This window comes from Brachybacterium halotolerans subsp. kimchii (assembly GCF_020792675.1).
Taxonomy (GTDB): Bacteria; Actinomycetota; Actinomycetes; order Actinomycetales; family Dermabacteraceae; genus Brachybacterium; species Brachybacterium halotolerans.
Genome location: NZ_CP086254.1, coordinates 183497 through 196389 on the forward strand (window position 1 = coordinate 183497; position 12893 = coordinate 196389).

16 protein-coding genes are annotated in these 12893 nt (G+C 70.9%); 9 read left to right on the forward strand and 7 right to left on the reverse strand.

The window, feature by feature from the left end:
* Positions 1–15 precede the first annotated feature (15 nt).
* The 3 genes from Bra3105_RS00820 to Bra3105_RS00830 are packed head-to-tail and all read right to left on the reverse strand — an operon-like array spanning position 16 to position 1513.
* Positions 16–546: a GNAT family N-acetyltransferase gene (locus tag Bra3105_RS00820; RefSeq protein ID WP_228358213.1), complete on the reverse strand. Its 531-nt coding sequence runs from the start codon at positions 544–546 to the stop codon at positions 16–18.
* Positions 547–596: 50 nt separating this feature from the next.
* Complete coding sequence (locus Bra3105_RS00825) at positions 597–920, reverse strand: hypothetical protein (protein ID WP_228358214.1); 324 nt, start codon at positions 918–920, stop codon at positions 597–599.
* 38 nt (positions 921–958) lie between these two features.
* Positions 959–1513, reverse strand: a complete 555-nt coding sequence (locus tag Bra3105_RS00830; RefSeq protein WP_228358215.1) for a helix-turn-helix domain-containing protein — start codon at positions 1511–1513, stop codon at positions 959–961.
* 86 nt (positions 1514–1599) lie between these two features.
* Between Bra3105_RS00830 and Bra3105_RS00835 the strand changes: the two genes are divergently transcribed.
* The gene (locus Bra3105_RS00835; RefSeq protein ID WP_228358216.1) at positions 1600–2301 is read left to right on the forward strand and encodes an AzlC family ABC transporter permease; all 702 of its coding nucleotides are present in this window, start codon (positions 1600–1602) and stop codon (positions 2299–2301) included.
* On the forward strand, positions 2298–2606 hold the full coding sequence (locus Bra3105_RS00840) for an AzlD domain-containing protein (RefSeq protein ID WP_228358217.1): 309 nt from the start codon (positions 2298–2300) through the stop codon (positions 2604–2606). The genes Bra3105_RS00835 and Bra3105_RS00840 overlap by 4 nt, the downstream gene beginning before the upstream one ends.
* A gap of 46 nt (positions 2607–2652) precedes the next feature.
* Here the strand turns inward: Bra3105_RS00840 and Bra3105_RS00845 are convergent, their stop codons facing one another.
* Together Bra3105_RS00845 and Bra3105_RS00850 are read right to left on the reverse strand one after the other, a co-directional pair.
* Positions 2653–4917 carry a RecQ family ATP-dependent DNA helicase gene (locus Bra3105_RS00845; protein WP_228358218.1) on the reverse strand — a complete coding sequence of 755 codons (2265 nt, stop codon included), beginning with the start codon at positions 4915–4917 and terminating at the stop codon, positions 2653–2655.
* A gap of 136 nt (positions 4918–5053) precedes the next feature.
* Entirely contained in the window at positions 5054–5239 is a 186-nt protein-coding gene (locus Bra3105_RS00850; protein WP_228358219.1) for a hypothetical protein, read from the reverse strand.
* 132 nt (positions 5240–5371) lie between these two features.
* On the opposite strand from Bra3105_RS00850, the gene Bra3105_RS00855 reads away from it, so the two are divergent.
* The 7 genes from Bra3105_RS00855 (at position 5372) to Bra3105_RS00885 (ending at position 10939) form a co-directional block, all read left to right on the forward strand.
* Positions 5372–6220, forward strand: coding sequence for a GNAT family N-acetyltransferase (locus tag Bra3105_RS00855; RefSeq protein WP_228358220.1), 849 nt, complete (start codon positions 5372–5374; stop codon positions 6218–6220).
* A gap of 73 nt (positions 6221–6293) precedes the next feature.
* Complete coding sequence (gatC, locus tag Bra3105_RS00860; protein ID WP_152352722.1) at positions 6294–6590, forward strand: Asp-tRNA(Asn)/Glu-tRNA(Gln) amidotransferase subunit GatC; 297 nt, start codon at positions 6294–6296, stop codon at positions 6588–6590.
* Positions 6591–6592: 2 nt separating this feature from the next.
* Positions 6593–8146 (forward strand): Asp-tRNA(Asn)/Glu-tRNA(Gln) amidotransferase subunit GatA, encoded by a 1554-nt coding sequence (gene gatA / locus Bra3105_RS00865; RefSeq protein ID WP_228358221.1) that lies wholly within the window; start codon positions 6593–6595, stop codon positions 8144–8146.
* Positions 8146–9657, forward strand: coding sequence for an Asp-tRNA(Asn)/Glu-tRNA(Gln) amidotransferase subunit GatB (gene gatB / locus Bra3105_RS00870; RefSeq protein ID WP_200500943.1), 1512 nt, complete (start codon positions 8146–8148; stop codon positions 9655–9657). Before gatA ends, gatB begins: the two co-directional genes overlap by 1 nt.
* 145 nt (positions 9658–9802) lie before the next feature.
* Positions 9803–10036 (forward strand): type II toxin-antitoxin system ParD family antitoxin, encoded by a 234-nt coding sequence (locus Bra3105_RS00875; RefSeq protein ID WP_200500942.1) that lies wholly within the window; start codon positions 9803–9805, stop codon positions 10034–10036.
* Positions 10033–10323, forward strand: a complete 291-nt coding sequence (locus tag Bra3105_RS00880) for a type II toxin-antitoxin system RelE/ParE family toxin (RefSeq protein WP_200500941.1) — start codon at positions 10033–10035, stop codon at positions 10321–10323. The genes Bra3105_RS00875 and Bra3105_RS00880 overlap by 4 nt, the downstream gene beginning before the upstream one ends.
* 82 nt (positions 10324–10405) lie before the next feature.
* Positions 10406–10939: a mycothiol transferase gene (locus tag Bra3105_RS00885; RefSeq protein WP_228358222.1), complete on the forward strand. Its 534-nt coding sequence runs from the start codon at positions 10406–10408 to the stop codon at positions 10937–10939.
* Between the two features lie 167 nt (positions 10940–11106).
* Here the strand turns inward: Bra3105_RS00885 and Bra3105_RS00890 are convergent, their stop codons facing one another.
* Positions 11107–12099: a hypothetical protein gene (locus Bra3105_RS00890; protein WP_228358223.1), complete on the reverse strand. Its 993-nt coding sequence runs from the start codon at positions 12097–12099 to the stop codon at positions 11107–11109.
* Between the two features lie 120 nt (positions 12100–12219).
* Positions 12220–12723: a hypothetical protein gene (locus Bra3105_RS00895; RefSeq protein ID WP_228358224.1), complete on the reverse strand. Its 504-nt coding sequence runs from the start codon at positions 12721–12723 to the stop codon at positions 12220–12222.
* Positions 12724–12893: the final 170 nt, after the last annotated feature.

Sequence of the window (12893 nt, forward strand, 5' to 3'; positions counted from 1 at the left end):
CGGAAGGACGTCGGGTCAGCGCGAAGCGAGGTCCTGCCGGATCAGGCTGAACAGGAGACTGTCGCGGCGATGCCCCTTGAACGGGATGTGCGAGCGCAGTCTGCCCTCGAAGCGGAAGCCACTGCGTTCAGCCACGCGCCGGGACGCGACGTTGTCCGGACCGCACGTGATCTCCAGCCGCTCGAGGCCGAGGTCGCCGAGCGCCCACGCGGCGACAAGACGAACCGCGCGCGTGGATGCTCCTCGTCCTCGCGCATCGGGGATGAGCCAATAGCCGATGCTGGCGACGGACCGGCTCTTGTCGATGCCGTTCACCGTGATCTCGCCGAGCACTGAGCTGTCCACCGCGGCGGTGATCGCGAAGGCGATGCCCACGCCCTCTTCACGCTGGACCTCGTAGCCACGGATACGATCCACGATCTCGCCGTGGAGCAGCGGGTGCCAGTCGGAGAAGCGGAGGAACTCCGGATCGGCGAAGGCCGCCGCGTGGGCAGCTGCGTCGTCAGCGCTCTCGGCGCGCAGCCGGACCACGCCGTCGGAGAGCACAGGGCGGGAGGTCGAGGTCATTCCCGCATCCCATCATGCGCAGGGGAGCCTCAGCCCAGGCCCCTCTGACCCGACCATCGCACCGCCGCTTCTCTAGCGCCGGCCTCGATGAGCGCCCGGATCTCCGGTGTCCCGGGCACGGGGAAGGACACGTAGCCCCCGCGACCTCCGTCGACGGGGCGCCCGTAGGCCTTGGCGGCGAGGGACGAGTCGGGGAGCAGGCGCACGGTGATGCTCGTGAGCCGGAACTCCTGGCCGCGACGGGTGTCCGTCCACTGCAGCGCTTCGGGGACCGCCACGTTGATCGCGAGCGCACTGACCTCGATGGAGCCGTTGTCGATCTCCTCGCCGCTGCCGGATCGGTGGTCGTCCATGGGCTGATGATCGTTCATGTCCGGGTTCCCCCTCGGCGTCAGGACAGTTCGGAGATCAGAAGGGCACTGGTGCCCGCGGACCGGGCCTCGAAGGTGTGCGGGAGGTCGCCCCGGTAGACGACGTAGTCGCCCGGGCCGAGCTCCTGGGCGTCGTCGACCGGACCCGCCAGCGCGCTGCCGGACATGAGCACCACGTGCTCGATGGTCCCCGCCTGGTGCGGATCGGACAGGCGCGGCTGCCCGGGCTCCGCGCGCACCACGTACAGGTCGCGTCGGGCGCCGGGCGGGCACGCCGAGAGCAGGGCGGCGCTGTAACTGGCGGCGCCGGCGACGACCTCCGGAGCATCGCCGGCGCGGATCACCGTCGGCCCCTCGTCCCCCTGATCCACGAGTGCGGCGAAGGGAACGTCGAGGGCCGTGGCGATGGCCCACAGGGTCTCCACGCTCGGGTTCCCGCTGCCGCTCTCGAGCTGAGAGAGTCCTGCCTTCGAGATGCCGGCCCGGCGGGCCAGCTCGGCGGCGCTCCATGTTCTCCGGGTGCGTTCGCGGCGCACGGATGCGCCGATCCGGTTCCGCAGCTGAGACTCGACCATGCGTTCACCATACTGACCCGTCGTCCATCTTGACGAACTCGACACGGGCGTTCATTGTGGTGAACATGAGTCCGGAGAATCGAACGGTGGCGGGCGCAGCAGCCCCCGAGATGATTGCGCATGCTGCGCGCTCCCGTCGTGCCGGGGAGATCGCATCGATCGCCGGCTCGGTGCTGCTCGTCGGGGTCTCGTACGGCGCTCTGGCCGACGGTGCGCACCTGCCGCTGTGGTTCGTGCTCCTGCTCGCGTGCACGGTGCTGGGCGCCTCGAGCGAGCTGGTCTTCGTGGGGGCGATCGCGGGCGGTGCGTCGCCCGTGCTCGCCGTGGTCGGGGCGCTGCTGCTGAATCTTCGCAATGCTCTCTACGGGGTCTCGGTCGCGCGGTTCCTGCCGCGCGGGGCGACGCGGCTGCTGGACGCCCACCTCGTCAACGACGAGACGGCGGCGTACGGGCTCGCGCAACCGGATGCAGGGACGGGTCGACGTGCCTTCCGTGTGCTGGGCGTAGCGATCGCTGTCGCGTGGCCCGCCGGCGCGGCGCTCGGGGTGCTGCTGGGCCGCAGCGTCCCCGACCCCTCGTCGCTCGGTCTGGATGCGGTGTTCCCCGCCATCCTGCTGGCGATGCTGATCGGGGTGGTCCGGGACCTGCGGACGGGCGGTCTCGCATTGGGCGGCGCAGCGGCCGCCGTGGCGGTGACGCCCGTGGTCGCGGCGGGCATCGCGCCGCTCGTGGCGCTGTCCGTGCTCGTGCCCGGGATGCTCCGCGGAGCGCTGAGGAGGCGGCGATGAGCACTCCGATCCTCGCTGCGGCCGCGGTGCTCGCGATCGCGACCTACGCCATCCGCTACGCCGGCCTGCGCGCTTCCGAGGCGCTGCAGAGCACGGACGGACTCGCGCGTCAGATGGATCGCGGCGTGATCATCCTGCTCGCGGCCGTCTCCGCGACGTTAGCCCTGTTCGACGGGCACGATCTCGCGGACCCCGCGCGGGTGGCGGGTGTCGTGCTGGGCGGGACGGCCGCTCTCCTGCGCCTGCCCCTCGTGGTGGTCGTTCTGGTCGCCGGCGTCAGCGCCGCCCTGCTCAGGCTGATCTGAGCGAGCGTCACGCGCGGTCCGGGCTCCCTGTACCCCGGGGCGGGTGTCACGCCTCCTGTGCGAGCGCGAGCGGCAGCACTGGCCCGGAGCCCGCGCGGCGCAGCAGCCGAGCGGCGATCGTCATCGTCCAGCGGGTGTCGATCACGTCGTCCACGAGCAGGATCGGGGCGCCGGCCAGTGCGTCAATCTGCTGCTGCAGCTCGGGGGTGATCACGAAGCGGTCCCAGAGGGCGGCGACGCGGAAGGCGCTGTTGCGGGCACCGCTGAGGGGCGCGGCGTCGGCGGCGAGACCGAGGGGGCCGAGGTCCTGCAGTCTGCCGATGGAGGCGATGCCCGAGGCGAGCGACCCCACGAGTTCCGGGCGAGTCGTGGAGGGGATGGCCACGACGCCCACGGGGCGCTGCTGCCAGTCCCACTCCTTGAGCACCTCGATGATCCGCGAGCCGATGTTCCGGGGGACGGGGGAGTCGATGCGCCCGCCGTCCTCGTCGGTGCGCAGGAGGCTGCGCAGCGGGACCGCCCAGCCTAGGTCGGACATGCGGGCGATCACGCGGCCCTCCTCGCAGCGCTCGCCCTCCGCGATCTTCCCCTTGGGGGCGGCGCCCTGGAGCCCGCGCATGTGCAGCTGGTCGAGGCCCTGGGGCCACTGCTTGCGTGGCTCGACGGGCACGCCGACGCGGTCCAGGAGGGCGGAGACCTGGGCGTCGGCCGCCCCCGCCGGGGCGTCGGCCGACGGGTACCAGGATCCCGCGCACACGTCACAGCGGCCGCAGGGGACCGCCGTGGTGTCGTCGAGCTGGCGGGCGAGGAACACCATGCGGCACTGCGCGGGATCCGAGGCGACGACGTCGGGGCCCGTCCCCTCGGAGCCCAGCCGCTCGTAGGCGAGCATCGCCTGCTGCTCCTCGCGGCGGGTGCGGGCCACGTTCTCGTAGCGCTCGGCGTCGTACTCCCAGGGGTGGCCCGTCGCGATCCAACCCCCCTTGACCGCCTCGACGGCGCCGTCGACCGCGAGCACCTTCAGGAGCAGTTCGAGGGCGGCGCGGCGCACGTCGACGCGCGCCTCGATCGCCGCGGTGCTGAGCGGGGAGCCGGCCTCGGCGAGAGCGGTGAGGACCTGGGAGGCGGAGTCCTGCGAGGGCATGGAGGCGGTCGCGAAGTACTCCCAGATCGCGCGGTCCTCACGGCCGGGGAGCAGCAGGACGTCCGCGCTGTCCGTGGCGCGGCCCGCGCGTCCCACCTGCTGGTAGTAGGCGACGGGGGAACTCGGGGCGCCCAGGTGGATGACGAAGCCGAGGTCCGGCTTGTCGAAGCCCATGCCCAGGGCGCTGGTCGCGGCGAGCGCCTTGATCCGGTTGTCCTTGAGGTCCGCCTCGAGCTGCGCCCGGTCCTCGGCGTCCGTGCGCCCCGTGTAGGCGCGCACGGGCCTCTCGGGGGTGTTCAGCAGGGCGGCGAGGTCCTCGGCCGCGGAGACCGTGAGCGTGTAGATGATGCCGGAGCCCTCGAAGGCGTTGAGGTGTCGCACCAGGTAGTCCAGGCGAGCGCGGTCGTCGGGCAGGGAGAGGCAGCCCAGGCGCAGCGAGTCGCGGGTGAGGGGGCCGCGCAGAGTGAGCACTCCGGGATCCTCGCCCGTCGGTGCCGTGTCTGCTGTGTCTCTCGTCGGCGCTCCCTGCGCCACGACCCCCAGCTGCTCCTCGACATCGGCGACCACGCGGGAGTTCGCCGTCGCGGTCGTGGCGAGCACGGGCACCTGCTGGCCGAGCTGGGCGACGAGATCGCGCAGCCGCCGGTAGTCGGGACGGAAATCGTGGCCCCAGTCGGAGATGCAGTGCGCCTCGTCGATCACCAGCAGGCCGCAGCGGTCGATCAGGCGGGGGAGCTGCTCGTCGCGGAAGCGGGGGTTGACCAGACGCTCGGGGGAGACCAGGAGCACGTCGATCTCGTCGGCCGCGAGGGACTGCTCGATCTGGGTCCAGGCCGTCGGGTTCGCCGAGCTGATCGCCTCGGCGCGCACTCCGGCTCGGGCGGCAGCTGCGACCTGGTCGCGCATGAGGGCGATGAGCGGGGAGACGATGAGCGCCGGGCCCGCACCGCGCCGGCGCTGCAGCAGGGCGGCAAGGAAGTAGACGGCGGACTTGCCCCAGCCGGTGCGCTGGACCACGAGCGCTCGGCGATGCTCGTCCACGAGCGCGGCGATCGCGTCGAACTGGCCGGGATGGAAGGCGGCGTCGGCCCTGCCGGTGAGGTCGCGCAGGGCCTCGAGGGCCTCGGCGTGCAGCTGCGGATGGGTCTCGGCGGCACTCGCGGTCATGGGCGTCAGTGTGTCATCGGGCCATGACATCCCGGTGGGAGATCATCGGTGATGTGCACGAAGGGGCGTTGGGGAGGATCGGTGGCCCATGCGGCGCCCGCCCCGCGTCTCGCGCTCGGCGGGGCGGCCCTTCGGATCACTCGCCCCGGTGCATGCGGTCCGACGTGCTCTCGCCCTCACGCAGCGGGTCCTCCTTGGTGGCGAGGGCCTTGCGCATGCGCGCCTCGAGGATCTGGGCCTCGCGGATCGCCGGGTTGTCGGACAGCTCCTCGCCGTCCTCCGGATCATGGGAGTGGTAGTCGATATGGGGGTCCACGGACATGCGATCACCTTCGGCGCTGAAGAGGTATCGGACAGCGGGGGGAGATGCCCGATCCTACGCACACGCCCCTGCGGGCGTCCGGGATCGGGCTCTTGGGCACGTCGGCAGGCGCACCCTCGATACGATCGATCGATGGCCAGGAAGAGTGCGAAGAACCGGTCCGCGAAGGGCTCCGGCACGGCAGGTGCGGGTCCGAAGCCCCTGGGGCCGTCGGCCCTCGTGGAGACCCTGGTGGGCGGCTGGCGCCCGCTGTCGAGGCTGGACGTGGACGGCTTCGCCATCCTGCGCTCGCGCGGCGTCACCCGTCGCGCGAACAGCATCGTCCCCGTCGACCCGCCCACGGATCCGGGGGCGCTCGCGGAGGCCCTCGATCGCGTGCTCGGCCTCGCCAGTGCCTCCGACGATCCCGTGCTCGTCCGGCTCTATTCCGACAGCGGCCACGCCGCCGTCGACCAGGCGCTCGCCGATCGCGGATTCTCCGTCGAGGCGCCCTGCGAGGTGCTCGAGCTGCCGCTCGGTGCGAAGACCCCAGCGCCCGACCCGCGCGCGACGATCAGCACGGGCCTGCTGCCCGACGACTGGTTCGCCGCCTCCTGGCGACTCTCCCCGCGCAGCGGGGAGGGTGCGCGCGAGACGATGCACGACATCCTCGCCGGGACCCCCGCCGTGCACGTCGGGATCCCGGCCGACGGTCTCGCGGACGGGGAGGGACTCGCGGAGCCCACAGCGGTCGGCAGGGCGGCTCTCGTCGACCACGGCCGCACCCGGTCCGCCGTGCTCAACCAGATCGCGACCGATCCCGCGCACCGCCGCGAGGGCCTGGGGACGGCCGTGGTGCGCACGCTGCTCGCGGCCTCGCAGGTGCAGGGCGCAGAGCGCGCGCTCCTCGAGGTCGAGTCCGACAATCCCGCGGCGCTCGCCCTCTACCGGAAGCTCGGGTTCCGGCGCCTGGGCGGCTACCACTACCGGGTCCGGGGCTGAGCGCCGGCGCCGCAAGCGCGCCGCCGGTTCCAGCCGGTCCACCCATCCCGCGATCGCCTCTAGGATGGATGGCATGCCAGCGATCGGACGAGAAGACGTCGCACGCCTCGCCGACCTCGCACGGATCCAGCTCACTGATGACGAGATCACCCGCTATGCGGGCGAGTTCGACGCCATCATGGACGCTGTCGCATCCGTCTCCGAGGTCGCCACGGAGGACGTGCCCGCGACCAGCCACCCCATCCCCATGACGAACGTGTTCCGCGAGGACGTCGTCACCGCGACCCTCACGCAGGAGGAGGCGCTCTCCGGCGCCCCAGAGGCGGAGGACGGTCGGTTCGAGGTCCCGCAGATCCTGGGGGAGGAGTGAACATGACGAGCACCCAGAACCGCCCGGGCGCCGATCCCACGCGTCTCTCCGCCGCGGCACAGGCCCAGGGCCTCGCATCCGGCGACTTCTCCTCCGAGGAGCTCACCCGCGCCCACCTCGACCGCATCGCGGCCGTGGACGGCGACCTCAACGCCTTCCTCCACGTGAGCGAGGACGCGGCCCTCGACGTCGCGCGCGACGTCGATGAGCGCCGCGCCGCCGGCGAGCAGCTGCACGTGCTCGCCGGCGTGCCGGTCGCCGTGAAGGACGTGGTGGTCACCAAGGGCACGCCCACCACGGCCGCCTCGAAGATCCTCGAGGGCTGGGTGCCCCCGTACGACGCGACGCTCGTGGAGAAGCTGCGCGCGGCGCGACTGCCGATCCTGGGCAAGACCAACATGGACGAGTTCGCCATGGGGTCCTCCACCGAGAACAGCGCCTTCGGGCCGACGCGCAACCCCTGGGACCGCGACCGGATCCCGGGCGGCTCGGGCGGCGGCAGCGCCGCGGCCGTCGGCGCCTACGAGGCGCCGCTCGCGATCGGCACCGACACCGGCGGCTCGATCCGCCAGCCGGCCTCGGTCACCGGGACCGTCGGCGTGAAGCCGACCTACGGCTCCGTCTCCCGCTACGGGCTGATCGCGATGGCGAGCTCGCTCGACCAGGCGGGTCCCGTGACCCGCACCGTCGAGGACGCCGCGCTGCTGCACGAGCTGATCGCGGGGCACGACGCGCGCGACTCGACCTCGCTGCCGGAGGCCGTCCCGGCCTTCGGCGAGGCCGCCCGCCGCAAGGACGTCAAGGGTCTGCGCGTGGGCGTCGTCGAGGAGCTCGAGGGCGACGGCTTCGCCCCCGAGGTGCGCGCCCGCTTCGAGGAGTCCCTCGCGGCCCTCGAACGGGCCGGCGCGGAGATCGTCCGCGTCTCCTGCCCGAACTTCGAGTACGCGCTCGGCGCGTACTACCTGATCATGCCCTCGGAGGCGTCCTCGAACCTCGCGAAGTTCGACGGCATGCGCTACGGGCTGCGCGTAGTGCCCGAGGATCATCCGACGGCCGAGTCGGTCATGAAGGCCAGCCGCGGCGCCGGCTTCGGCGACGAGGTCAAGCGCCGCATCCTGCTGGGCACCTACGCGCTCTCCGCGGGCTACTACGACGCCTACTACGGGAGCGCCCAGAAGGTCCGCACGCTCGTGCAGAACGACTTCGCAGGCGCCTTCGAGCAGGTCGACGTGCTGGCCTCGCCGACGTCGCCCACCGTTGCCTTCCGCCTCGGCGAGAAGACCGACGACCCGCTGGCGATGTACATGAACGACATCGCCACGATCCCCGCGAACCTCGCGGGCGTGCCCGGGCTGTCCCTGCCCAGCGGGCTCGCGGAGGACGGACTGCCCGCGGGCATCCAGTTCCTCGCCCCCGCGCGGGCCGACGAGCGGCTGTACCGCGTGGGCGGTGCGCTCGAGGCGCTGCTCGAGGACTCCTGGGGCGGCCCGCTCCTGGACCGCGCCCCCGCGCTGACCGGTGCGCCGACCGGCGCTCGGACCGGAGAGGTGAAGTGATGACGACCATCGATACCGACCTCGTCGACTTCGAGGACGCGACCGACCGCTACGACCCGGTGCTGGGCATCGAGGTGCACGTGGAGCTGGGCACGGCGACCAAGATGTTCGACGGTGCGCCGAACATCTTCGCCGCCGACCCGAACACGGCGATCACCCCGGTGAGCCTGGGCCTGCCCGGCACTCTGCCCGTGGTCAATGAGAAGGCCGTCGAGTACGCGATCACCATCGGCCTCGCGCTGAACTGCGAGATCGCCGAGTCCTGCCGCTTCGCGCGCAAGCAGTACTTCTATCCCGACCTCACGAAGAACTTCCAGACCTCCCAGTACGACGAGCCGATCGCGCACGACGGCTGGGTGGACGTGGAGCTCGAGGACGGCGAGATCGTGCGCGTGGAGATCGAGCGCGCCCACATGGAGGAGGACGCCGGCAAGTCCACGCACGTGGGCGGCAGCGGCCGCATCCAGGGCGCGACGCATTCCCTCGTGGACTACAACCGCGCGGGCGTGCCGCTCGTGGAGATCGTGACCCGTCCGATCCCGAACGTGGGCAAGCGGGCCCCCGAGGTCGCCGCCGCCTACGTGCGGACCCTGCGGGACATCTTCCGCGCCCTCGACGTGTCCGAGGCGCGCATGGAGCGCGGCAACGTCCGGGCCGACGTGAACGTCTCCCTGCGCCCGTCGGCCGATGCGCCGCTGGGCACCCGGACCGAGACGAAGAACGTGAACTCGTTCCGCTCGATCGACCGCACGGTGCGCTACGAGATCTCCCGCCAGGCGGGGATCCTCGACGCCGGCGAGTCGGTGGTCCAGGAGACCCGTCACTTCCACGAGGAGGATGGCCACACGAGCGCCGGGCGCGTGAAGTCCGACGCCGAGGACTACCGCTACTTCCCCGAGCCAGACCTGGTGCCCGTCGCGCCGAGCCGCGAGTGGGTCGAGGAGTTGCGGTCGAACCTCCCCGAGCTGCCGGCGGCGCGCCGACGCCGCCTGCGCGAGGAGTGGGGCTTCAGCGATCTCGAGATGCGCGACGTCATCAACGCCGGTGCTCTCGAGGCCATCGAGGCGACCGTGGTCGCGGGCGCGAGCGCGCAGTCCGCCCGCAAGTGGTGGATGGGCGAACTGGCCCGCACCGCCGGCGAGCAGGGTGTGGAGCTCGAGGACCTGGCAGCCACCCCGGCGCAGGTCGCCGAGCTCCAGAAGCTCATCGACGACAAGAAGATCAACGACAAGATCGCCCGTCAGGTGCTCGGCAAGGTGCTCGCGGGCGAGGGCGATCCCGGTGCGATCGTCGAGAAGGAGGGCCTCGCGGTCGTCTCCGACGACTCGGTGCTCACCGGTGCCGTGGACCAGGCGATCGCCGACAACCCCGACGTGGTCGCCAAGATCCAGGGCGGCAAGGTCCAGGCGATCGGCGCGCTGATCGGCCCCATCATGAAGGCCACGCGCGGTCAGGCCGATGCCGGCCGCGTGCGCGAGATCATCATGGAGAAGCTGGGCGTCCAGGGCTGACGCCCCGAACGCAGCTCTGTGCCGGAGCGCCGCACCCCACGTGAGGTGCGGCGCTCCTGTTCTCACGGGCCCCTTGGAGCGCACCACGGGACGGTCGATGTCAAGGTCGAGGCGTAGAATTACCCATTCTTGGTATCGTGACGCCATGGCTCAGAACACGTCGATCAGCCTTGATGACCACTACTCCGGCTTCCTTGCAGAGCAGGTCGCCTCGGGTCGCTATCGATCGTCCAGCGAGGTGATCCGTGCCGGGCTGCGCCTCCTCGAGGATCGGGAGACGCAACTGGCAGCACTGCGCGAGGCCCTCGTCGTCGGCGAGGAGAGCGGTGAGGCCCAGCCGTTCGACTTCGACGCCTTCATCGCGTCGAAGCAGGCATGAAACGCTTCCGCCTCACTCCGGCAGCGCAGAGGGATCTCTCCGAGATCTGGGACTTCACGGAAGACCGCTGGAGCGCCTCGCAGGCGGAGTCCTACCTGCGCGACATCCAGAACGCCATCGAGCGCCTCGCCGCAGACCCGGATCGGGGTCGCCCCGTCGACGACATCCGCCAGGGCTACCGTCGATACGGGATCGGCAGCCACCTCGTCTTCTACGTCCAGCGCGGAGATCGCATCGACGTGATCCGTATCCTCCACCAGCGGATGGATCCGGGGCGGCATCTGTGAGCGCGGGCCTGTGGCACTCGGAGAACGCGCACGGATCCGGTGTCGACCAGATCGCCATTCTCGTGAGGTCTACTCTCGCGGCATGGACTACAACGACGTACCAATCGAGGACTGTCTGCGCGGCGGCGAGGGGGAGATGCTCCTCTTTGCCCTGGATCGCGTGCACCGCCAGTTCGCCTGGAAATCCGGCGGTCTCACGCAGGAGCAGCTGGGCACGCGGCACCCGCCCTCGGGGGTGACGATCGCCGGCACGATCGTCCACCTCGCGAAGGTCGAGGAGATGTGGACCGCCTCGGCCGCCGGACGCGCCCCCGGCCCGCCCACCACCGGCCCCGAGCCGTGGACGGCCTACGACGCGGAATGGACCACGGCCGCCGACAGCCCGCCCGAGGAGCTCTACGCCCACTGGTACGAGACGATCGGACGCTGCCGCCGGGAGTGGAGCGACCTGGTCCGGGACGGCGGCCTCGACAAGCTCGTCCAGGACGACCCGGAGTACCAGGTCAGTCGTCGGCGACGGCTCGTGGACATCCTCGAGGAGAACCTCCTGCACACTGGGCAGACGTCCATCGTCCGCGAAGCGATCGACGGGCTGGTCGGCAACGACCCGCCGTGAGCGGTCGCGGCCCGTCGTGATCGGTCGTTCCGAACGGAATGCAATCGACGCATCGACACGCTCTCGAGGCGGTCGACGTCGATCAGGGATCGCGAAGCGGCCCTTTCCCGGCGGGGGAAAGGTCCGCTTGCGCGCCAAGGGTTCACGCTCCTGCTTGCGTGGCGTCGTCAGCCCTTCGCGATGCTCCACGTCCCGTCGGCCTGGACCTGGAGGACCATGGTTCCGTCAGGCAGCAGGGTGGTGCCCTCGTAGGAGCCGATCTCGTTGACGATGAGGTCGGGGTAGTCCTCTCCCCAGGCCCAGACCACGAAGTTCGACTCCCCGGAGTGGGTGAGATCGACGCTGGTGAGGCCGTCGGCGACACCGTCGACGATCACGATGGAGTTGCCCTTCGCCTCGAAGGCGTCCGTGCCGTCCCATCGGGGCGCCTCGGCCAGCTGGTGGAAGGTGATCATCCAGTCGCCATCTGCTTCCACCCGCAGTGCGGCCGGCGATCCGGAGAAGTTGATCGGCACGTCACCTGAGTACGAGCCGATGGTGTTGACCGCGAGGTCGATGTCCTGTCCGCCCTCGTCGACGATCCAGAGCGCGAAGTTGCTCGACCCCTTGTGGGTGACGGTCGCGTAGTAGACGTTCTCGCCCGGGTCGTCGAGCGTGATCACGTCGGACCCGGAACCGGAGTAGGAGGGCGCCTTCACGGGCTCGGCCTCTTCGGTCGCCTTCTCGGTCGTCTCCTCGTTCGTCTCCTCGGCGTCGTCGGCATCGGCCGCGGCTGCCTCGTCATCCTCGGTGGCGGCGTCCTCCGCATCGGCATCGGTGGCGTCGGCGCCCTCATCATCGGAGGCCGTCTCCTGGTCCGCGGCGGCTGCGCCCTCGTCGGTCTCCGTAGCGGAGACGGAGGTTTTCTGCTCGACCGGCATGGCGTCCTCGCCGCCGCTGCTGGCGAGAACCGCACCGCAGCCGCCGATCAGGACGAGCAGTCCCAGGACCAGGGCGATGGCGCAGCCGAAAAGCCACTTCTTGTGGCTCTTCTTCGGCGGGACGGGAGGCGTTGCGGACGGGTCGCCGGCAGCTCCGGCAGGCGGTTCGCCCGATGGGACGACGGGAGGGTTGCTGTTCCCGCCATTCGGCGGAGTGGGGGAGAAGGGCGTCTGGGACATGGTCGTGACTTTCTGTGCGTGGTGGGAAACACCGGAGGTGGGATGGGTCGGACGGTGGACTTCACGGCGGCGGGAGCTTGCAGATGTGGGGAGGGTCGAGGCGCTGTCTGGTCGAGTCGGTCAGCGGTTGTTGGAGCTGAACGCGTAGAGCCCCCCGCCCACGAGGACCACGAGCACGACGCCCCAGGACAGAGGGACCACGGCCAGGCGCTCGTTCACGGAGTCGGCGAGCGCGGCGATCACAACCGACCCGGTGCCCAGTCCGCCCGCCGCGACGGTGGGGAAGGCGCGGTGGTACGACTCCGTCTGGTGGGCGATGAGCAGGGCGATACCGGCGGGCACGAGGATGAACGCCGCCCACAGGCCGACGTTCAGCCAGGTCTGGTCGGGTGCGACGGCGCGGAGGATCCGGAACTCCGGGATCACCGCGATCGCGGCCGCGATGACGGAGCCGATGAAGATGCTCGAGACGGCTGTCGCTGCGATGGAGGTGAACAGCGCGAGCAGGATGATCACCGCGAGGATGACCCAGCCGATCGCCAGGGGGTCGACGAGCTCGGGCGGGGTGAACAGGTCCTTCATGAAGGTCTCCGATCGTTCGTGCCGACGGCGGGTGAGCGCCATCGGATCGCTCTTCGTGGACTCGTCATCGAGCCTGCGGGAGACCTAGGCAAATGACTACTCGCGGTAGCGATAAGGGGGCTTATCGGCGTACTAGCGCCAAGAGACAGTCACCTCGGGATAGAGTCGTCGTTGCTTCACCCACCACCCGTCCCAAGCTGCCCAGGAGGTGC